The organism is Aureimonas phyllosphaerae, assembly GCF_900113065.1.
In the GTDB taxonomy this organism is placed as follows: Bacteria; Pseudomonadota; Alphaproteobacteria; order Rhizobiales; family Rhizobiaceae; genus Aureimonas; species Aureimonas phyllosphaerae.
On sequence record NZ_FOOA01000001.1, the window covers coordinates 1 to 20561 of the forward strand.

Sequence of the window (20561 nt, forward strand, 5' to 3'; positions counted from 1 at the left end):
CTTACTCGACGATCGATGCGACGATACCGGCGCCGACGGTGCGGCCGCCCTCGCGGATGGCGAAGCGCAGCTTCTCTTCCATCGCGATCGGAACGATCAGCTTGACGTCCATCGTCACGTTGTCGCCCGGCATCACCATCTCGGTGCCCTCCGGCAGCGTCACCACGCCCGTCACGTCCGTCGTGCGGAAGTAGAACTGCGGGCGGTAGTTCGTGAAGAACGGCGTGTGGCGGCCGCCCTCCTCCTTCGTCAGGATGTACGCCTCGGCCATGAAGCGCGTGTGCGGCTTCACCGAACCCGGCTTGCACAGGACCTGCCCGCGCTCGACGCCCTCACGGTCCACGCCGCGGATCAGCGCGCCGATGTTGTCGCCCGCCTGGCCCTGGTCCAGAAGCTTGCGGAACATCTCGACGCCCGTCACCGTCGTCTTCTTGTTGTCGCGGATGCCGACGATCTCGACTTCCTCGCCAACCTTCACGATGCCGCGCTCGACGCGACCCGTCACCACCGTGCCGCGGCCCGAGATCGAGAACACGTCCTCGATCGGCATCAGGAACGGCATGTTGATCGGACGCTCGGGCGTCGGGATGTAGGCGTCGACCTGCTTCATCAGCTCGCGAACCGCGTCCTCGCCGATCTCCTTGTTGGAGTCCTCGAGAGCGGCCAGCGCCGAGCCCTTGACGATCGGAACGTCGTCGCCCGGGAAGTCGTAGGACGACAGGAGCTCGCGGACCTCGAGCTCGACGAGCTCCAGAAGCTCGGCGTCGTCGACCTGGTCCACCTTGTTCAGGAACACCACCAGCGCGGGAACGCCGACCTGGCGCGCCAGGAGGATGTGCTCGCGCGTCTGCGGCATCGGGCCGTCGGCCGCCGAGCAGACCAGGATCGCGCCGTCCATCTGCGCCGCGCCCGTGATCATGTTCTTCACGTAGTCGGCGTGCCCCGGGCAGTCGACGTGCGCGTAGTGACGGTTCTCCGTCTCGTACTCGACGTGCGCCGTCGAGATCGTGATGCCGCGCGCCTTCTCCTCCGGCGCCGCGTCGATCTGGTCGTACGCGCGGAACTCGCCGAAGTACTTCGTGATCGCCGCCGTCAGCGACGTCTTCCCGTGATCAACGTGACCAATCGTCCCGATGTTCACATGCGGCTTGTTACGCTCGAATTTGCTCTTCGCCATGATCTCTACCTTGGGCCTAGCACGACAGGGCCGCGACATAGCGAGTGGGAAAGCGAAACACAAGCGTCCCCCGGCAGATGGCTCATGAAGGCGTGATCGCGACTCAGTGTTTCGACGGGTGGCGACGGGCACTTTCGAGACGACCGCGCGTTTCGGCAGGGAACGCGAAGGAGATTTGCATGTCGAACATCCCACTCGAAAACGCCGATCCGTCCCGCCCGGACCCCGAGGCGGAGGAGATGGCTGCCAAGCACAACATCAGCGTCGAGGACGCCAAACGCCATCTGCGGGAACAGAAACACGATGGCGCCGCCGCCGATGGCGCAGCTGAAACCGAGAAGCGCGAAAGCTCGCAATAGATGTCGGACGTCACGGGAGAGGTTCGGTCGGGTCAGGTGATCGAACCCCATGATGAGGCCAGCGTCGGAAAGACGCTGGACGAGTTGAACGACGCGGCGGAGGGAAAACCGTCCCTCAATCTGCGAAGCATCGTCAGGGCGTTCGATACCCGAAGCTACGGACCCTTTCTGCTTCTGCCGGCGCTGCTGGAAATTTCACCGATCGGGGGCATACCGGGCGTGCCGACCGTCATCGCCATCATCATTGCGCTCTTCGCGATGCAGATTCTGGCGGGACGTCAGACGATGTGGCTGCCGGGCTTCCTCGCCAGGCAGACGTTGTCGTCGCGAAAATTGAGGATTGCCACCGACAAGCTCCGGCCGATCGCGCGCTTCCTGGACCGATGGTTCCACGGTCGTCTGGCATGGCTGACAGAGGGTGTTTTCCTCAAGGGAGCCGCACTGGCCTGTCTGGCATTGACGCTCACGGTTCCACCGCTGGAACTCGTGCCCTTCGCCAGCACGGCACCGATGGCCGCCATTGCAGCCTTCGGGTTGGCGATGATGGTTCGCGACGGCGCCCTGATGATTCTCGCCTACGCGCTGACGATTCTGACCGCGGTCATCGGACTGACGATCTGGCTCGGATGATCGACGACAATGATCGATGGGTTGGAGCGGGTAGAGGGAATCGAACCCTCGTATTCAGCTTGGAAGGCTGCTGCTCTACCATTGAGCTATACCCGCGCCGGATGGGTGAATGGTGGAGGGAGTTGGATTTGAACCAACGTAGGCTAAGCCAACGGATTTACAGTCCGTCCCCTTTAACCACTCGGGCATCCCTCCAGGTCACCCTGCGCCCCTCGCGGGCCGCCGAAAGCAGCGGGCGGTGCCCGTTCGCTTCGAGCGGCGTTATGGCGACAGGCCGGGCCCGTGTCAACATGCCGACGGCACCGATATGACGGGAGCTCGAACGCTCGCCTTTGCTCGCCTGCCGAACTCCGATAAAGCGTCGTCATGACAGATCATCCCAAGAGCCACACTCCGAAGGATTCGCACTACGCCCGGTTGCGGCGGGCGCATCGCGATCAGGCCGCCGGCGGACCGGCCGCTCCGTCCGCCCGGCCGCCCAAGCCACAGCATGCGGGCCGGCCTGCCCCGGCCGACCGCGTTCGGCTCTACGGCATCCACACGGTGCAGGCGGCGCTCGCGAACCCGCGCCGTCGCTTCATGCAGATTTACGTGACGCGCAACGCGCTGAACCGTCTCGAGCTCGACGAGAATGCGGCGCCCTGCCCGATCGAAATCGTCGAGCCCCGCTTCCTCGATCAGGAACTCGGGTCGGACGCCGTTCATCAAGGCGTGCTCCTCGAAACGGCGCCGCTGAACCCGGCGCGGCTCGGCGATCTCGGCGAGACCGATCTGGTGCTCGTGCTCGACCAGGTGACCGATCCGCACAATGTCGGAGCGATTCTCCGTTCGGCCGTCGCCTTCGGAGCGGGTGCCGTGGTGACGACCTCGCGCCATTCTCCTCAGGAGTCCGGCGTTCTCGCCAAGTCCGCTTCGGGGGCGCTTGAGCTCATCGCCTATGTGCAGGTGACCAACCTTGCCGACGCCCTCGGCGAATTGAAGGATCGCGGCTACCGGACGATCGGGCTCGATTCGGCAGGGGCCGACGAACTTGAACCCGCATTGGACGGCGGCAAGCTCGCGCTGGTGCTGGGCTCCGAAGGCAAGGGCCTGCGCCAGAAAACCCGCGAGACCGTGGACGTCCTCGCTCGCCTTGAAGTGCCCGGTGCAATCCGTTCCCTAAATGTGTCGAACGCGGCCGCTGTATCGCTCTACGCGGCGCGACGGCATCTGAAGGGCTGATCCCTCAACCCGCCTTCCCCTCCGCCTCGGCCCGGCGGAGAAGCGCGGCCGCATAGACCTCGGCCAGAGATCGCATCGGGGCGACCTCCGTCCGTTCGGTCCGGACGGCGCCGCGGCCGCGCATGCGCTTCAGGAGCAGGAGTTCGAAGCGCAACTCGCGCGCCAGCCGAGCGACGGTCTCCACCTGACGATCGATCCGCGCCTCGTCCAAGACATGCTCCTCTTTGCCGTCCATCGTTCCGACATCTTCACGGAACGCCGCGACCGCGACCGATCGCCGAGAAAACGCTGGCCTTGCCAGCATTTGCTGTCGTAGGCCAGAACGTGTCGCAGATTTGCCTTGATTGGCACGGTCCGCGACCCGATCCAGGGAGGGATGATGGGAGTTCTTCTGGCTTTCAGCCGAGGCGTCGACAGGCTCAGCGCGGGCTTCGCGGTGATCGCGGACTATCTCGTCCTGATCGCGGTGCTGATCAGCGCCGGCAACGCCCTCATCCGCTACACGCTGAACATGAGTTCCAATGGTCTTCTCGAGATCCAGTGGTACATGTTCGCCGGCATGGTACTCCTCGGCGCGTCCTATACGCTGAGGCTCAACGAGCACGTTCGCGTCGACCTCGTCTATTCGGCGTTGAGCACCAAGGGCCGGCTCTTCGTCGACATCTTCGGGTTCATTGTCCTCTTCCTGCCCGTCATCGGCTACCTCTTCGCCCTGACGTTCCCGTTCTTCTGGCGCTCCTTCACGAGCGGCGAAGTCTCGATGAATGCCGGGGGGCTGATCCTGTGGCCCGCCAAGGCGACGCTGCCGCTCGGGTTTGCGCTGCTCTTCCTCCAGGGCCTGTCCGAACTCATCAAGCGGTTCGCCGCTCTGGCCGGGCTCATCACGATCGAAACGAAGTACGAGAAGCCGCTGCAGTAAGCGGCCGCGCGGGGGAAACACGCGAATGTTTGAATACGGGCCGATGCCGCCGCTGATGTTCGGCGGCATGATCGTCTTCCTGCTCATGGGCTTTCCGGTCGCCTTCTCGCTGGCGGCAGTCGGCCTCCTCTTCGGCGCGCTCGGTGTCTACTTCGAGCATTTCAGCCCGGCGCTCCTCAACGCGCTGCCGCTGCGCTTCTATGGCGTGATTTCCAACGATCTCCTGCTGGCGATCCCGTTCTTCACCTTCATGGGTGCGATCCTGGAGCGCTGCGGCCTTGCCGAGGATCTCCTCGAAGGGTCCGGCCAGCTTTTCGGCCCGACGCCGGGCGGCCTCGCCTACGCGGTCATCCTCGTCGGCGCCGTGCTGGGTGCCATCACGGGCACGGTCGCAGCCTCCGTGATCGCCATGGGCGTCGTGTCCCTGCCGGTGATGATGCGCTACGGCTACGACATGCGGCTCGCGACCGGCGTCATCGCGGCCTCCGGCACGATCACGCAGGTCATCCCCCCCTCGCTCGTCCTCATTATTCTGGCCGATCAGCTCGGTCGGTCGGTCGGCGACATGTATGCCGGCGCCATCGGCCCGTCGCTGCTGCAGATTCTCCTCTTCCTCGGCTTCATCTTCGTCATGTCGAAGCTGCAGCCGCACAAGATGCCGCCGCTGCCGCCGGAAGCGCGCACCAAGAGCGGCCGCGAACTCTGGTGGCAGGTCGCCAAGGGCATGGTGCCCTCGCTCGCCCTGATCTTCCTCGTGCTCGGGACCATGTTCATGGGCCTCGCGACGCCGACGGAAGCCGGCGCGATGGGCTCGGTCGGCGCGATCCTGCTGGCCGCACTCCACCGTCGCCTCAGCTGGACGCTGACGCGTCAGGCGATGGCGACGACGATGCGCCTCACCGCCATGGTGGTGTTCATCCTCATCGGCTCGACCGTCTTCAGCCTCGTATTCCAGGGCATGGATGGCGGCCACTGGATCCAGTACCTCCTCTCCCACATCCCGGGCGGCGTCGTCGGCTTCCTGCTCTTCGTCAACATCTTCATCTTCTTCGTCGCGTTCTTCCTCGACTTCTTCGAGATCGCCTTCATCATCGTGCCGCTGCTGGCGCCCGCCGCGCATGCGCTGGGCATCGATCTCGTATGGTTCGGCGTGCTTCTGTGCGTGAACATGCAGACGGCCTTCATGCACCCGCCGTTCGGCTTCGCGCTGTTCTACCTGCGCGGCATCGCACCGGCGAACGTGAAGAGCTCCGACATCTATCTCGGCGCGATTCCCTGGCTCGGCCTGCAGCTGATCCTTGTCGCGATCCTAATCGTGTGGCCGCAGTCGGTGACATACTTCCTCAAGGAGGAGCGGGTGATCGATCCCTCGACCATCCAGCTCAACGTGCCGATGCCGGGCTCCGTGACGCCGACGCCCGGCGGCGTGGCACCGCCCTCCTTCGGTGCGCCTCCAGCGCCATCGTTCGGCTCTCCGCCGCCGCCGAGCTTCGGCGCACCGGCCGCTCCGTCCTTCGGCACGCAACCTGCCAACCCCGCCTCGGCACCCGCTGCGCCCAGCTTCGGGTCACCGGCACCGCCGAGCTTTGGATCTCCGGCACCGCAGCAGTAGGTGCAGCTCAAAAGAAAGGCCGGCGGATCGCTCCGCCGGCCTTGTTCGTTCAGGACGCCGTCACGCCTACTTTCCGGCGGCCTGCTGCGTGTAGACGTAGGTGTCGTAGGAGTATTCCGCGACGCGGAACCACTCGTAGCTCTCTGCGCGGAACTTCGCCCAGGGGTCGTAGATCGCCTTCCACTTCGGATTGCTTTCCGACAGCGAAGCGTACAGCTTCATCGCGGAATCGTAGGACGCATCAAGGATGTCGCGCGGCAGCGGCCGCAGCTGGACGCCCTTGCCGACCAGCGAGCGGATGGCCTGCATGTTCTTGGCGTCGTAGAGCGCCATCATGTTCACGTTCACGGCCTTCGCCGCGGTGTCGAGCGCCGCCTTGTAGGCGGCCGGAAGCTCTTCGTACTTCGCCTTGTTGAAGAGGAAGTGGAGCGTCAGGCCGCCTTCCCAGAAGGCCGGGTAATAGTAGTACGGCGCGACCTGATAGAAGCCGAGCTTCTCGTCGTCGTAGGGACCGATCCACTCGGTGGCGTCGATCGTGCCGCGCTCCAGCGCCGGATAGATGTCGCCGCCGGCCAACTGCTGGGGCACGACGCCGAGCGGCTCGAGCACGCGTCCGGCAAGACCGGCGATGCGCATCTTGAGGCCCTGGAGATCGGCGACCGAATTGATCTCCTTGCGGAACCAGCCGCCCATCTGGACGCCGGTGTTTCCGCCCGGCAGACCCTTCACGTTGTAGCCGGCCAGAAACTCGTCATAGGCTTCGTTGCCGCCGCCGTGGTAGAGCCACGCGTTCTGCTGGCGCGCATTCAGGCCGAAGGGAATGGTCGCGCCGATCGCAAACGTCGGGTCCTTGCCGACGTAGTAGTAAGCCGCGGTGTGCGCCGCCTCGACCGTGCCATCCTGTACGGCGTCGAGTGCCTGAAGACCCGGGACGAGTTCGCCCGCGGGAAACACGTCGATCTGGAACTTGCCGCCGGTGATCTCGGAGATCGCGGACGACAGCGTCTTGGCGCCGCCGAAGATCGTGTCGAGCGTGTTCGGAAAGCTCGACGTCAGGCGCCAGCGGATGCTCGGCATCTCCTGCGCGATGGCGGGCGCGGCGAGCACCGTGCTGGCGGCGGCACCACCGGTTACGGCTCCCGCCTTTAGAATGAATTTTCTGCGATCCACGCGTTGTCCTCCCAATCGCTGCGAAGCGAAACGCCGACATAGGAGACCACGCCGCGACCCTGCGCAATAAGGCGGGAGGGCAAACAAAAAGGCCGGCTTCGAGAAAGCCGGCCTTTCGTCATCACATCAATTTGACCGTCACTTCCCGGCGGCCTGCTGGCTGTAGTTGTACGTGTCGTTGGTGTACTCGGCCACGCGGAACCACTCGTAGATCTGGGTGCGGAACTGGCTCCACGGATCGTACATCGCCTTCCACTTCGGGTTCGACGCCGAGAGCTTGGCATACAAATCCTGCGAGGACGCGAGCGCCGCGTCGAGCACGTCGCGCGGCAGCGGACGAAGCTGGACGCCCTTGCCCACCAGCGAGCGGATCGCGCGCATGTTCTTCACGTCGTAGTCGGCGAGCATGCGCGTGTTGCAGACGGCCGCCGCGTTCTCCAGCGCCGCCTTGTAGCTGTCGGGCAGCTCGTCGTACTTCGCCTGGTTGAACATGTAGTGGACCGTCGGGCCGGCCTCCCAGAAGGCCGGATAGTAGTAGTACGGCGCGACCTGGTAGAAGCCGAGCTTCTCGTCGTCGTAGGGACCGACGAACTCGGTCGCGTCCAGCGTGCCCCGCTCGAGCGCCGGATAGACGTCGCCGCCCGCAAGCTGCTGCGCCACGACGCCGAGCGGCGCGAGCACCTGCCCCGCAATGCCTGCGATGCGCATCTTGAGCCCCTGCAGGTCGTTCAGCGAGTTGATCTCCTTGCGGAACCAGCCGCCCATCTGGGTACCGGTGTTGCCGCCGGGATAGGCGCGCACGCCGTAGGAGGTCAGGAACTCGTTGATCGCCTCGTTGCCACCGCCGTTGTAGAGCCAGGCGTTCTGCTGGCGCGCGTTCAGGCCGAAGGGGATCGAGCTGCCGATCGCGAAGGTCGGGTCCTTGCCGACATAATAGTAGAGGACCGTGTGCGCCGCCTCGACCGTGCCGTCCTGCGTCGCGTCGAGCGCCTGCAGGCCCGGCACCAGTTCGCCGGCGGGGAAGACGTCGATCGTGAACTTGCCGTCCGTCAGCTTGGAGACGATCTCCGAGAAGAGGCGCGAGGAGCCGAACAGCGTGTCGAGCGTGTTCGGGAAGCTCGACGTCATGCGCCAGCGCAGCGTCGGCGCCTCCTGCGCGATCGCGGGTGCCGCAAGCCCGGTTCCAGCCACGGCACCACCGGCGACGACCCCGGCCTGACGAATGAATTGACGACGATCCATCGGGTTCCTCCCACACTGCGGACCCGAACCGTATGCCCGTAAAACGCGTGCCGTGAAAGGACTTGCGGGCGTTTTTGTCACGCCTTCGCGAACGGTCCGCATCCTCCAAAAATTTGCGGATGCCATCGTGATATCGCTGTGCTAGATCGACCGCAGGGCCGGCTTAGCTCAGCGGTAGAGCAGCGGTTTTGTAAACCGAAGGTCGGGGGTTCAATCCCCTCAGCCGGCACCAGATTTTCGTCCAGACCGGCCTTCAGCGAAGAAGGGTATCGACGCTCACACCGAAGTAGCTCGCAAGCGATCGCAGTGACTTCGGCGGCGGCTGGCGGCGGCCGCCTTCGACGGCGGTGATGAGCGCGACGGGAAGTCCCGTGCCGCGTGCCACATCCTCGATCGTCTTGCCGTCCGTCACCCTGAGGCGGGCGATGTTCTCGGCCAAGGGCATGTGGCTTTGGTCCCCATTGGTTCGTGCAGGCGTTCTAGACGCGCTGGCTAGGCTTTGCCAGTCCGGCGCCCGGCGTCTTGCGAAGCCTCGACGGGAACTAGCGCGAGGGTCCGCGCAGGCTTTCGGTGATCTCCTTCAGGAGGCCGTCGTAGCGGTCGCGCAGCGCTTCCGGATAGCGGACGGACACGGAATGCGTCAGCCGACCGCGGAAGATGTACCGCTCGTAGAAGATGCGGCCATCCTTTAGGAAGCCCGAAACCACCGCCCAGTCCGAGCCCGTGCGTTGGTAGGTCACGTCATCGAGGGACCTCCGCCAGCGAACGAGATCGCGGGGCGTGGACCATTCAGGGTCCTCGATCGCATAGACGACGAGTTCGGCCCCGGCGTCGGAGCGCCAGATCTGGCCCTCGGGCGTCGAGGGTTCGATGTTGGGAAACGCGCGGGCGGGGAAGGTCGCGGACGTGCCGAAGTTCGGGTTCGTATAGGTGTAGGCATCCGCGATGCCTGGAATCAGCAAAGCCGAACCCAAGGCAAGCGCTGCGACACATCTGCGGACGATACGCGCGTTACGTTCGAGCCGATCGATCATGGCAAGTTTTTCCCAGCGTCCCGCGTCTCCAACGAGCATGTGCGCAAGGTGGTTCACCGCCGGCTGGATGGCGTTGTCGCAGTCTGCGCGGTTTCTCAGAGAACCAGTTGTCGCTCGACCGCGTGGAGCGTGGCATCGATCCGCAAAGACCTTCGCCATCTCGTCTCCCGTGATGATCACGCCTTCGATACGGCGTCCTGATCCTCGTCCTCGGGCGGATCCTTCGCCTCGTTCTCGACGCTGACGGACAGCCGCTGGTAGACGCCGAGTCCGACCATCAGAAGGATGCCGGATACCAGCAGGAGCGTCGGATAGAGCATCAGCGGCATCGACTGCTTGCCGGCCTGGAACACGGTGACGACCCCTTCCAGAAGAACGGCGATCACGATGGTCGAGATGAACTTGGTCAGGCTGCGCCGTGCCTCGCCGGCGCTGCGCATCTCGCGGCCGCGGATGGCCTCTTCCTCGAGAAGGTACTTGCCGACATCGAAGACCGCGATGGCGATGACTGTGTAGCCGACGGCTTCCAACAGCGAGGAGCCGACGTCGAGATCGGCCGCGTTGTAGCTCGTCCAGACGCCGGCGACGGCATAGACGATGAGGCCGCAGGCCAGGATCATCAAGATGAGGCTGGCCAGACCGAAGGCAGCCCTCGTGAACAAATCGAACGCACGCATGCAACATGATCCCGCACGACACTCCGCCGGGGAACTGCCCCGAATGATCGGTCCGACAAGGGCTGGCGGCCCGCGAGGTCGGGTCGTCAGCGAGAAGCACTATTCCTTCACGGCGCCCGTCATCGACGAGACGTAGTAGTCGACGAAGAAGGAGTAGAGGATCACGACCGGCAGCGAGCCGATCAGTGCGCCGGCCATCAGCGAGCCCCACTCGTAGACGTCGCCGCGCACGAGTTCGGTGAGGACGCCCACCGGCACGGTCTTGTTCTCCGACGACTGGATGAACGTCAGCGCGTAGATGAACTCGTTCCAGGCGAGCGTGAAGGCGAAGATGCCGGCGGAGATCAGCCCCGGCACCGCCAGCGGCAGCACCACCTTGGTCAGGATCTGCCAGCGTGTCGCCCCGTCCACCAGCGCGCTTTCCTCAAGCTCGAAGGGGATCGAGCGGAAGTAGCCCATCAGCAGCCACGTGCAGAAGGGAATGAGGAAGGTCGGATAGGTGAGGATCAGCGCCAGCCGCGAGTCGAACATGCCGAGCTGGAACACGATGAAGGCCAACGGAATGAACAGGATCGACGGCGGGATGAGGTAGGCGAGGAACACCATGAGTCCCGTCACTCGTGCCCCGGTAAAGCGCACGCGCTCGATCGCGTAGGCCGCGAAGACCGAGGCGGCCAGCGCGATGATCGTCGAGCAGACGGCGACGATCACCGTGTTCCAGAGCCAGCCGGGATAGGAGGTCTCGAACAGAAGATACTTGATGTGGTCGAGTGTCGGCCCGACCACCCAGAACGGGCTGTAGACCGAGTAGTTCGTCAGCTGGTCGTTGGGCTTCACCGCCGTGATGGCCATCCAGTAGAACGGGAAGAGCAGCACGAAGATGAAGACAGCGAGCGGCAGGTAGATCACCAGGATCTTGCGCGCCAGTGTGTCGTGATGGGACATGCCGACCACGTCATCGGTGAGGTGGCCTGCGGTTTCGGTCGTGTTGGCGGTCATCGCAGGTCTCCTCAATCGTTTCCGCCCTGCTGCCACTTGCGGCGCTGCAGGCCGAAGAAGCTGAACAGGATCGCCGCCAGCAGGAACGGCACCATGGCGACGGCGATCGCCGCCCCCTCGCCCAACGCGCCGCCGGGGATGCCGCGCTGGAACGACAGGGTCGCCATCAGATGCGTGGCGTTCACCGGCCCGCCCTTGGTCAGGACGTAGATCAGCTGGAAGTCGGTGAAGGTGAACAACACCGAGAAGGTCATGACGACGGCGATGATCGGGGTCAGCAGCGGCAGCGTGATGCGCCGGAACCGCTGCCAGGACGTCGCGCCGTCGAGCGCTGCCGCCTCGTGCAGCGAGACGGGAATGGTCTGGAGGCCGGCGAGCAGCGAGATCGCGACGAACGGGATGCCGCGCCAGACATTGGCGGCGATGACCGACAGGCGTGCATTCGTGGCGTCGCCGAGGAAGTTGATCGGCGCGTCGATCACACCCCACTGCATCAGCACCCAGGAGATGATCGAGAACTGCGAGTCGAAGATCCACCAGAACGCCAGCGCCGAGAGCACCGTCGGCACCACCCACGGCAGAAGGATGATGGCGCGGAAGAACGTCTTGAACGGCAGGCTCTCGTTCAGGATGATCGCCAGCCACAGGCCGAGCGCGAACTTCAGGATCGAAGCGACCGCGGTGTAGACGATCGTGTTGAACACCGAGAGCCAGAAGACCTTGTCCTCCATCAGGTACTGGTAGTTTTCCAGTCCGATGAAGATGCCGGGGCGCCCGATCCGCGTGTCGGTGAAACCCAGCCAGACGCCGAGGCCGAGCGGATAGGTCAGGAAGCACAGAAGGAAGACGGCCGCCGGCAGCATGAACAGGAGGCCGAGCCCGTTCCGGCTCTGCGACAGCCGCTCGAAGAAGGACGGTTTGGGTGGCTGGTCGCCCGCCGTGATGCTGGACATGGCAAGTCCCGATCGCGCGTGAGGGATGGAACCGCGCCCGCCCCCGAGGGCAGGCGCGGCATCGGCGATGACGGGGCTAGACCCGGTAGTAGCGGTTGGCGCGACGCTCGGCGTTCTTGATCGCGTCCTCCGGCGAGGACTGTCCGGTCACGGCCTCGGCATACATGTCGACGAGAACGTAGTCCGCCATCACGCCGGCGGACGCCGCGCCGAGCGGTCCCGCGTAGCCGTTCGGCCGCAAGCTGGCCGATGCCTTCGCATAGGCTGCGTGGATCGGCTTTGCCGTCCAGACCGGATTGCTCTCATAGGCCTTGAGCGGCTGGCAGCAGTAGGCGCTGGCGCCCTGAATCCAGGCGCTCATGTTGTCCGGCTGGTACAGGAACTGGAGATAGGCCTTGGCCGCCTCGGGGAACTTCGTGTGCTTGAAGATCGAGATCGTGGACGCCTGGTGGAGTTCCACGGACTGGCCGACCGGGCCGATCGGCAGGTTCACCGAGCGCATGTCGTCGGCGATCTCCTTCAGCGCCGGGTCCTTCAGCGCGGCGTAGTAAACCGACACGCCATTGGCGGTCAGCGACACCTGGCCGGCGAGGAATGCGCGGTTGTTGTTGACGTCCTGCCAGCTCTCGGTGCCCGGGATGAAGGTCTTGTAGAGTTCCATCGCATACTTGACGGACTCCAGCGTCTCCGGGCTGTTGATGGTGACGGTGCCGTTCTCGTCCACCATGCGGCCACCGTGGCTCCACAGGAGCCAGTGGGCATAGTTGTTGCCGTCGCCGACGGCCTTGCCGTGCGGGAAGCCGGCCGGAGTGCCCTTCGCCTTCATCGCCTTGCACAGCTCGAGGAAGCCGGCCGTGTCCTTCGGAAACTCCTGGAAGCCGGCAGCCTTCATGTGGCTGTCGCGATAGACGACCGCGTTGCCGATCGCGCAGAGCGGCAGGGCGATGAAGCTGTCGCCGCGGCGCGCATAGCTTTCGAGGCCGGGATACCAGCCGCCGCCCGCCGCGCCGATCGAGGTGCCGAGGTCGGTCACGTCGACGAGCTTGTCCGGGTACTGCTGCGGATCGTCGAACCAGCTCATCACCATGTCCGGCCCGGAGCCGACATTGGCCGCAACGGCCGCCTTCGGACGCACGTCCTCCCAGCTTTCCTTATCGACGCGCACCTGCACGCCCGTCGCGTCGGTGAACTTCTTGGTGTTGGCGAGGAACGCCTCTTCCTCGGCCGGCACGAAGGGCACCCAGCGCAGGAGGCGCAGGCTCGCGCCGGCTTCCGGCGTGAAGGTCGGCGCGGCCGTTTGTGCGAAGGCCTGCCCCATGCCGAGCCGACCGCTAAGGGCTGCACCGGCCACGATGCCGGCCGTGCCGGCGAGGATCTGTCTACGGTTGATCACGATGTTCCTCCTCAAGGATCGGGGCGTTCTTTTGAGATTTTCGCGCCGGTCGTGCCCCTTGCCGCCGGCGCCGATACGCTCAGACGCTAGATGCGCTGGCCCGTGGCTGCGTCGAACAGGTGCACGGCTTCCGGATCGATCGAGACGTTCAGCGTCTCGCCCGGCTTCAGCGTCACACGCTCGCGGAACACGCAGGTGACCGCCGTTTTGCCGAGTTCGCCCATCACCTGGCTCTCAAAGCCGGTCGGCTCGATCACGACGACCTTGATCGGAATGGAGCCGCCGAGGCTGATGGCTTCCGGACGCGCGCCATAGACGAGATCGCGCCCCCTCGCCGCCGCGTGCCGGCCGCTCACCGGCAGCACCACGCCGTCCGAGGTGATGAAGCGCGTCGGATCATTCGCGTCGAGGCGGCCATGCAGCATGTTCATGGCCGGCGAGCCGATGAAGCCGGCAACGAAGAGGTTGTTCGGCCGGTCGTAGAGTTCGAGCGGCGCGCCGACCTGCTCGACGATGCCGTCGTGCATAACGACGATCTTGTCGGCCATGGTCATGGCCTCGATCTGGTCGTGCGTGACGTAGACCGTGGTCGTCGTCAGGCGCTGGTGGAGGTTCTTGATCTCGGTGCGCATCGAGACGCGCAGCTTGGCGTCGAGGTTCGACAGCGGCTCGTCGAACAGGAACACCTGAGGATCGCGCACGATGGCGCGCCCCATCGCGACGCGCTGGCGCTGGCCGCCGGAAAGCTGGCGGGGGTAGCGGTCGAGAAGATGCGACAGGCCGAGAATGTCGGCCGCCGGCTTGACGCGACGCTCGATCTCCTGGCGCGATGCCTTCTTCAGCGCCAGCGAGAAGGCCATGTTGTCGGCCACCGTCATGTGCGGGTAGAGCGCATAGTTCTGGAACACCATCGCGATGTCCCTGTCCTTCGGCGGTACGTCGTTGACGACGCGGCTACCGATGCGGATCTGCCCGCTCGTCACATGCTCCAGTCCTGCCAGCATGCGCAGCAGCGTGGACTTGCCACAGCCCGACGGGCCAACGAGGATGACGAACTCGCCATCCTCGATCTGAATGTCGACCCCCTTGATCACGGGGTGCGAGCCGAACGACTTGCGAACGTCGACGATATCGACTGACGCCATCACTATCCTCCCGAAGGCCGGGACGCGCGAGCCCGGCTTATGCTGCCGGTTGCCTCGCCTCCGCGGCCGTGTCTGTCTCCTGGGGGCGGCGCCCCCGCGTTTGGTCGGCGACCCTTTGGGGCCGCGCTGACTGGTTAGCCTCGCCCGACGAAGGGCATCTTGGTGGCCATGATGGTCATGGTCAGAACGTTGGCCTCCAGCGGCAACGCGGCCATGTGAACGACCGCCGCCCCCACATGGGCCGGGTCCATCGTCGGCTCGGAAGCCGTGCGACCGTCGGCCTGCAAGACGCCGGCCGACATCGCGGCGGTCATGTCGCTGGCCGCGTTGCCGATGTCGATCTGGCCGCAGGCGATGTCGAACGGGCGGCCGTCCAGCGCGGTCGACTTGGTGAGACCGGCGATCGCGTGCTTCGTCGCGGTGTAGGGTGCCGAGTTCGGCCGCGGCGTCGTCGCCGAGATCGAGCCGTTGTTGATGATCCGCCCGCCATGCGGTTGCTGCGACTTCATCAGGCGGAACGCCTGCTGGGTGCAGAGAAAGGCGCCCGTCAGGTTGGCCGAGACGACCGTGCTCCACTGCTCGAACGAGAGGTCTTCGAGCGGGATCGGCGGCGCGACCGAGCCCGCGTTGTTGACGAGAAGGTCGAGACGCCCGAACCGCCCGGCAATCCCCTTGAACAGCGCTGCGACGGACGCGGGATCGCCGATATCAGCCACCATCGCCACTGCGCCGTGGCCGATCTCGCCCGCCGCCGCTTCCAGAACATCCTGGCGCCGACCGCAGATCACGACGGTCCATCCGGCCGCCGCCAGCGCCTTCGAGATGGCCTTGCCGACACCGGTGCCGCCACCCGTCACCAGCGCTATGCGGCTTGCCGTCCCGGAGTTTGCCGTCTCGTCCGCCATGCCGTCCAATCCTTCCGTTGCCGTCGTCGTCATTCGTCAGGCCGGGGCCCGAACGGAGCCGCCGAGTTCATCCTCGATATGCGCACGCACGATTTCCTCGAAGGAATCCTCGACGGTGAAGCCGAGGTCTCGCGCACGCTTCGCCTCGATATCCGGCGCCCAGCCGTCGACGATGCGGATAATCGTCTCGTCCGGCACTTGCTTCACCAGCGACAGGGCTGCGTCTCCAGCCACGGTGCGCAGCGCGTCCAGTTCGTCGCCGACCGTCGCGGAGAGACCGGGCATGTTGAGGTTGCGCCGGGGCCCGATCGCGCTGGTGTCCATCGTCGCGGCATGGAGGAAGAAGCCGACCGCCGCGCGCGGGCTGGCGAAGTAGTGGCGCACTGTGTCGGCCACCGGCAGCACGGCTTCCTTGCCCGACATCGGCTCGCGCAGGATGTTGGAGAAGAAGCCGGACGCGGCCTTGTTGGGAGCGCCGGGGCGCACGCAGATCGTGGGCAGACGAAGCCCCACGCCGTCGAAGAAGCCGCGACGGGTGTAGTCGGCGAGGAGCAGCTCGCCGATCGCCTTCTGCGTACCGTAGCTCGTCAGCGGCGTCAGTGCGAAATCCTCCGGCACTCGCGCGTCGAAGGGTGCGCCGAACACGGCGATCGACGAGGCGAACACCACGCGCGGCTTGTAGCCGGAGCGCCCGTGCTCGTGCCGGATCGCGTCGAACAGGTCACGCGTCCCGCCGAGGTTGATGCGATAGCCCTTCTCGAAGTCGGCTTCCGCCTCCCCCGAAACGATCGCGGCAAGATGGAAGACGACGTCCGGCCGCTCGGCGATCAGAGGCTCGGTGGCTCCCGACGCGGAAACGTCGATCGCCTTGCAGACGATGTCGGCAATCTTGCCGCCGGGCGCCTTCGGCTCGACGACGTCCACCATCACCAATTGCTCGACAGGCTGGCCGCCGAGCCCGCCGTCGGCCGCGATCCGCTCGGCGAGCTTGCGCCCGATCATTCCGGCCGCGCCGACGATCAGAACCTTCATGCCTCTTCCTCCCCCTTTACGCCGGATGCCGCCTCCCCGCGGTCAGCCGGCGCCTATTCCGTCATGCGGCGTAAGTCTCGTCGCCGCGCGAGAGCGACATGCCCATCACACGCAACGTCGTTTCGTAGATCCTTTGGATGTGCACCTCGAAGGCGCTCATCGTCGCGTCGCGATCCCGCCCCTCCAACGCCCGCACGATGTTCGTATGGTCGGCATGGCTCCGAGCGATCGCACCGGGCTCCGAGACCGCGCGATGCCGCTGCTGCATCATGTATCCGAACAGGTCGCCGACGAATTCGGCCAGCACCGGGTTCGCGCAGCGGCGATAGATCGCCAGATGGAACTCGCGGTCGAGCACGAGGAACCGCACAGGGTCCTCGAGAGCGGTCTCCTGCATTTTCAGGGACTGGTTGAGGAGGCGGAGCGTTTCCTCGTCCATCCGCCCGGCAGCGTCGCCGACCACCACGAGTTCGTTCAGGAGCCGAGCCTGATGAACGTCGTCGAGACCGTAGCTGTTGATCAGCCGCGGTTCACGCGATCGGTGGAACTCGGGTCCGACGTCATCCGAGCGAACACGCGTGCGGGCGCCATGCAGAACGGCCAGCAGACCCTTGGCCGCCAGGATTTGCACACCGCCGCGAACCGACTCGCGGCTCACCTGCAGCGCGGCCGCGAGATCGCGCTCGCTCGGCAGATCGTCGCCCACCTTGAAGATGCCGGACGCGATCAGCATCGCGATCTTTTCCGCCACAACGTCCCGCACGTTCCGGCGCACGATGGCCTCGCGCAGCTCGGGCGTGTTCTCCAGGACGAATTCCGACAGCGACATGCGATCCACCTCTGGCCACTGGCACGACCAGCGGACCAGTTGAGCCTTTCAGGCGTCGTTTTGTCTGTCAATTGGTCGCATGTGCTGCGCTGCGGTGGCGCTCGGCCTCGATAGAGAGGAAGCGGCGAAACCCTTGCGATCGCTCAGGTAAGCCGTCATTGGAGGGGCAAAGAATTCGGCATCGGCCCGAGCCGGTGCCCAGACGATCGGGAAAGGGCGACCATGAGCGCCGCAACGGACATCACGACAGGCGCCCGCCAAGGCGATTCGCCAGCACCCAAGGGCTTCGCCGCGCGGCGGACCTTCGCCATCATCTCGCACCCGGACGCCGGCAAGACCACGCTGACCGAAAAGCTCTTGCTCGCCGGTGGCGCCATCAACATGGCCGGCGCCGTCAAGGCGCGCGGTGAGAACCGGCGCGCCCGGTCGGACTGGATGGAAATCGAGCAGTCGCGCGGCATCTCGGTCACGTCCTCGGTGATGACGTTCGAGCGCGAGGGTATCACCTTCAATCTGCTCGATACGCCCGGCCACAGCGACTTTTCCGAAGACACCTACCGAACGCTCACTGCGGTCGACAGCGCCATCATGGTCGTCGACGTCGCCAAGGGCATCGAGAGCCAGACGCGCAAGCTCTTCGAGATCTGCCGGCTGCGCGACATCCCGATCATCACCTTCGCTAACAAGGTGGACCGCGAGGGCCGCAACGCGTTCGAGGTTATGGACGAGGTCGAGGAGGCGCTGCAGCTCAGCGTCTCGCCGCAGGTCTGGCCGGTCGGCATGGGCTCCGACTTCCATGGCTGCTACGACCTCTTCACCAACGAATACCTCTATTCGTCGCTGCGAGCTGGCGGACCGTGCGACAGCGTCAAGCAGATGACCGGCATCGACGATCCGGCACTCGACGCGATGGTGCCGGAACACGTCCTGACCCGCTTTCGCGAAGAGGCGGAACTCGCGCGCGAGGGCTACGCGCCCTTCGACGCCGACGCCTATCGCCAGGGACACCTGACGCCCGTCGTCTTCGGCAGCGCGCTGCGGGACTTCTCGGTCGACCAGCTCCTGCGCATCGTCGCGCGCTTCGCACCGCCGCCGCGCTCGCAGCCCTCGGACAAGGGTCCGGTCGATCCACGCACGAACGCGGTTTCGGCCTTCGTCTTCAAGGTTCAGGCCAACATGGACCCGAACCACCGCGACCGCGTCGCCTTCGTCCGCTTCTGCTCCGGCCACTTCAAGCGCGGCATGAAGCTGAACCACGTGCGTTCGGGAAAGCCCCTCGCGGTCAACAACCCGATCTACTTCTTCGCACAGGAACGCGACCTCGCCGAGGAAGCCTTCGCAGGCGACGTGATCGGCATTCCGAACCACGGGACGTTGCGCGTCGGCGACACGCTGACCGAAGGCGAGACCTTCCGATTCACCGGCCTGCCCTCCTTCGCGCCGGAGGTGATGCGCCGCGTCCGGCTCGAAGATACGATGCGCATGAAGCAGTTGCGCCGGGCTCTTGAGGATCTGGCTGAAGAAGGTCTTGTGCAGGTCTTCAAGCCGGTCATCGGCTCGAATTGGATCGTCGGCGTCGTCGGCCCTCTCCAGCTCGACGTCCTCGCCTCGCGCATCAAGCAGGAATACAAGACCGACATCGGCTTCGAGCCCGTGCCGTTCTCCACGGCGCGCTGGATCTCGTCGCCCGACGAGAAGAAGCTGAAGACCTTCATCGACGAGAACAAGATGTCGGTGGCCGAGGACCGGGACGGTCGTCCCGTCTTCCTGCCGAAGGGTGACTGGGAGCTGCGCTACGCTCGGGAGCGCAATCCCGACCTGCGCTTCGACGAGACGCGCGAACTCGTCGCCACCTAACGGATCGGCGACGATCCGTTCACGACACGCGACCGCCAACGGTGGTTGCAGCGCACAATCGGAAGCGGCACATAGGGATCAACTTTTCAGGAGGTCCCCATGACTGACGTCGCCGTCCTTGTCGGCTCGCTGCGCCGCGAATCGATCAACCGCAAGCTGGCGCTGGCCCTCGGCAAGCTCGCCGCGCCGCGCCTGAACTTTCGCATCGTCGAACTCGGCGACGTGCCGATGTACAACGACGATCTGTTCCCGAACGTCCCGGAGGCCGTTCTGCGCATGAAGCGGGAGATCGAGACGGCGGACGCGGTTCTGTTCGTCACGCCCGAGTACAATCGGTCCTTCCCCGCCGTCCTGAAGAATGCCATCGACTGGGGCACGCGCCCTTACGGCCAGAACGCCTTCAGCGCCAAGCCCGGCGGTCTCGTCGGGACCTCTCCCGGTGGTACGGGAGCGGCGGCCGGGCAGAACCACCTGAAGAGCGTCCTTAACGTGGTGGACGTCGTCTTGATGGGTCAGCCGGAGGTCTACCTCGTCTGGAAGGCCGAGGACTTCACCGAGGACGGCACGATCCGCAACGACCACACTCGCGAGTTCCTTCAGCGCTACATCGACCGCTTCGTGAAGTGGATCGAGCGCACCTCGGAGCCGAAGACCTCGGCGCAGGCCGACGCCAACGGGACGAACTGACCCGTCGAGGCTTCCGCCTCACACGAGGTCGGAGGCCTCGATTCTACGGATGCCGCGCTTGTCGAACTCGGCAAACGCGCGCTCCAGCGAACCACCGAGGTCGATCGCGCGGCAGGCGTCCACGATGACGAAGACCGGCCAGCCCGCTTCCGCCGCATCGAAGGCAGTCCAGGCAACGCAGAAATCGGTGGCTAGTCCGCACACGAACACCCGTTCGGCGCCACGCTCCCGCAAATAGCCGGCAAGACCCGTCACCGTGATGCGGTCCGCTTCGCGGAGCCCCGAGTAGCTGTCGATTCCCAGCTGATGCCCCTTGCGCACGATGGCGTGAGCGTTCGGCACGTCGAGTTCGGGATGAAATTCGGCCCCGCGCGTCCCCTGCACGCAATGATCGGGCCAGAGGACTTGCGTTCCGTAAGCGACCTCGATCGTCGTGAACGCATCGCGTCCGTGCGTACTGGCGAACGAGATATGCCCGGCGGGATGCCAGTCCTGCGTCAGCGCGACGATCGCAAAGCGCGGGGCCAGCGCGTTGACCAGCGGGACCACCGCGTCGCCGTCCGCCACGGCGAGCGCTCCGCCCGGACAGAAATCGTTCTGCACGTCGACGACCACCAGCGCGTCTCGCCGTCCCACTGCCTCCGGCATACGATCTTCTCCGTCCAGCGCGATCCCTGGAACAGGCTTACGGGTGCGCGTCGCGTCTGCCAAGGAACACCG

Annotated in this window: 22 protein-coding genes and 3 tRNA genes; 8 read left to right on the forward strand and 17 right to left on the reverse strand. The window is 65.3% G+C overall.

Translation table 11 applies throughout. The features are described from left to right. Position 1: 1 nt before the first annotated feature. On the reverse strand, positions 2 to 1177 hold the full coding sequence (tuf, locus tag BM175_RS00005) for an elongation factor Tu (RefSeq protein WP_090957917.1): 1176 nt from the start codon (positions 1175 to 1177) through the stop codon (positions 2 to 4). A gap of 179 nt (positions 1178 to 1356) precedes the next feature. On the opposite strand from tuf, the gene BM175_RS00010 reads away from it, so the two are divergent. Then, positions 1357 to 1536, forward strand: coding sequence for a hypothetical protein (locus BM175_RS00010; RefSeq protein WP_090957919.1), 180 nt, complete (start codon positions 1357 to 1359; stop codon positions 1534 to 1536). Next, a complete protein-coding gene (locus BM175_RS00015; protein WP_090957920.1) occupies positions 1537 to 2166 on the forward strand; it encodes an exopolysaccharide biosynthesis protein in 630 nt (209 codons plus the stop codon). A 22-nt stretch (positions 2167 to 2188) separates the two neighbouring features. Here BM175_RS00015 and BM175_RS00020 read toward each other — a convergent pair. Both BM175_RS00020 and BM175_RS00025 read right to left on the reverse strand, forming a co-directional pair. Next, a tRNA-Gly gene (locus BM175_RS00020) sits at positions 2189 to 2262 on the reverse strand. 14 nt (positions 2263 to 2276) lie between these two features. Next, a tRNA-Tyr gene (locus BM175_RS00025) sits at positions 2277 to 2361 on the reverse strand. A 171-nt stretch (positions 2362 to 2532) separates the two neighbouring features. Between BM175_RS00025 and rlmB the strand changes: the two genes are divergently transcribed. After that, positions 2533 to 3387: a 23S rRNA (guanosine(2251)-2'-O)-methyltransferase RlmB gene (rlmB, locus tag BM175_RS00030; RefSeq protein WP_090957921.1), complete on the forward strand. Its 855-nt coding sequence runs from the start codon at positions 2533 to 2535 to the stop codon at positions 3385 to 3387. 4 nt (positions 3388 to 3391) lie between these two features. Here rlmB and BM175_RS00035 read toward each other — a convergent pair whose 3' ends face one another. Next, positions 3392 to 3622: a hypothetical protein gene (locus tag BM175_RS00035; protein ID WP_090957923.1), complete on the reverse strand. Its 231-nt coding sequence runs from the start codon at positions 3620 to 3622 to the stop codon at positions 3392 to 3394. A 144-nt stretch (positions 3623 to 3766) separates the two neighbouring features. Here BM175_RS00035 and BM175_RS00040 point away from each other — a divergent pair, with 144 nt between their 5' ends. Further along, positions 3767 to 4306 carry a TRAP transporter small permease subunit gene (locus BM175_RS00040; protein WP_090959001.1) on the forward strand — a complete coding sequence of 180 codons (540 nt, stop codon included), beginning with the start codon at positions 3767 to 3769 and terminating at the stop codon, positions 4304 to 4306. Between the two features lie 25 nt (positions 4307 to 4331). Next, entirely contained in the window at positions 4332 to 5918 is a 1587-nt protein-coding gene (locus BM175_RS00045; RefSeq protein ID WP_090957925.1) for a TRAP transporter large permease, read from the forward strand. A 66-nt stretch (positions 5919 to 5984) separates the two neighbouring features. Here the strand turns inward: BM175_RS00045 and BM175_RS00050 are convergent, their stop codons facing one another. Together BM175_RS00050 and BM175_RS00055 are read right to left on the reverse strand one after the other, a co-directional pair. Further along, the gene (locus BM175_RS00050) at positions 5985 to 7088 is read right to left on the reverse strand and encodes a TRAP transporter substrate-binding protein (RefSeq protein WP_090957927.1); all 1104 of its coding nucleotides are present in this window, start codon (positions 7086 to 7088) and stop codon (positions 5985 to 5987) included. A 138-nt stretch (positions 7089 to 7226) separates the two neighbouring features. Then, on the reverse strand, positions 7227 to 8330 hold the full coding sequence (locus tag BM175_RS00055; protein ID WP_090957929.1) for a TRAP transporter substrate-binding protein: 1104 nt from the start codon (positions 8328 to 8330) through the stop codon (positions 7227 to 7229). A gap of 157 nt (positions 8331 to 8487) precedes the next feature. On the opposite strand from BM175_RS00055, the gene BM175_RS00060 reads away from it, so the two are divergent. Then, positions 8488 to 8562, forward strand: a tRNA-Thr gene (locus tag BM175_RS00060). Between the two features lie 21 nt (positions 8563 to 8583). On the opposite strand, the gene BM175_RS00065 is transcribed toward BM175_RS00060, so the two are convergent. The 10 genes from BM175_RS00065 to BM175_RS00110 form a co-directional block, all read right to left on the reverse strand. Beyond that, on the reverse strand, positions 8584 to 8775 hold the full coding sequence (locus BM175_RS00065) for a helix-turn-helix domain-containing protein (protein WP_090957931.1): 192 nt from the start codon (positions 8773 to 8775) through the stop codon (positions 8584 to 8586). Between the two features lie 97 nt (positions 8776 to 8872). Beyond that, positions 8873 to 9292 (reverse strand): hypothetical protein, encoded by a 420-nt coding sequence (locus tag BM175_RS00070; RefSeq protein WP_244545806.1) that lies wholly within the window; start codon positions 9290 to 9292, stop codon positions 8873 to 8875. 248 nt (positions 9293 to 9540) lie between these two features. Next, positions 9541 to 10041: a GNAT family acetyltransferase gene (locus BM175_RS00075; protein WP_090957934.1), complete on the reverse strand. Its 501-nt coding sequence runs from the start codon at positions 10039 to 10041 to the stop codon at positions 9541 to 9543. Between the two features lie 99 nt (positions 10042 to 10140). Beyond that, entirely contained in the window at positions 10141 to 11040 is a 900-nt protein-coding gene (locus BM175_RS00080) for a carbohydrate ABC transporter permease (protein WP_090957936.1), read from the reverse strand. An 11-nt stretch (positions 11041 to 11051) separates the two neighbouring features. Next, positions 11052 to 11993 (reverse strand): carbohydrate ABC transporter permease, encoded by a 942-nt coding sequence (locus tag BM175_RS00085; protein WP_090957938.1) that lies wholly within the window; start codon positions 11991 to 11993, stop codon positions 11052 to 11054. A gap of 76 nt (positions 11994 to 12069) precedes the next feature. Beyond that, a complete protein-coding gene (locus BM175_RS00090; RefSeq protein ID WP_090959003.1) occupies positions 12070 to 13389 on the reverse strand; it encodes an ABC transporter substrate-binding protein in 1320 nt (439 codons plus the stop codon). 83 nt (positions 13390 to 13472) lie between these two features. Beyond that, entirely contained in the window at positions 13473 to 14531 is a 1059-nt protein-coding gene (locus tag BM175_RS00095) for an ABC transporter ATP-binding protein (protein WP_090957940.1), read from the reverse strand. 134 nt (positions 14532 to 14665) lie between these two features. Next, the gene (locus BM175_RS00100) at positions 14666 to 15436 is read right to left on the reverse strand and encodes an SDR family oxidoreductase (protein WP_090959006.1); all 771 of its coding nucleotides are present in this window, start codon (positions 15434 to 15436) and stop codon (positions 14666 to 14668) included. Positions 15437 to 15472: 36 nt separating this feature from the next. Continuing rightward, a complete protein-coding gene (gene denD / locus BM175_RS00105; protein WP_090957942.1) occupies positions 15473 to 16468 on the reverse strand; it encodes a D-erythronate dehydrogenase in 996 nt (331 codons plus the stop codon). 61 nt (positions 16469 to 16529) lie between these two features. After that, positions 16530 to 17297: a FadR/GntR family transcriptional regulator gene (locus BM175_RS00110; RefSeq protein ID WP_090957944.1), complete on the reverse strand. Its 768-nt coding sequence runs from the start codon at positions 17295 to 17297 to the stop codon at positions 16530 to 16532. A gap of 222 nt (positions 17298 to 17519) precedes the next feature. On the opposite strand from BM175_RS00110, the gene BM175_RS00115 reads away from it, so the two are divergent. After that, positions 17520 to 19154, forward strand: coding sequence for a peptide chain release factor 3 (locus tag BM175_RS00115; protein ID WP_090957946.1), 1635 nt, complete (start codon positions 17520 to 17522; stop codon positions 19152 to 19154). A gap of 99 nt (positions 19155 to 19253) precedes the next feature. After that, a complete protein-coding gene (locus BM175_RS00120) occupies positions 19254 to 19841 on the forward strand; it encodes an NADPH-dependent FMN reductase (protein WP_090957947.1) in 588 nt (195 codons plus the stop codon). Positions 19842 to 19859: 18 nt separating this feature from the next. On the opposite strand, the gene pncA is transcribed toward BM175_RS00120, so the two are convergent. Beyond that, positions 19860 to 20489, reverse strand: coding sequence for a bifunctional nicotinamidase/pyrazinamidase (gene pncA, locus BM175_RS00125; RefSeq protein ID WP_090957949.1), 630 nt, complete (start codon positions 20487 to 20489; stop codon positions 19860 to 19862). Positions 20490 to 20561 lie beyond the last annotated feature (72 nt).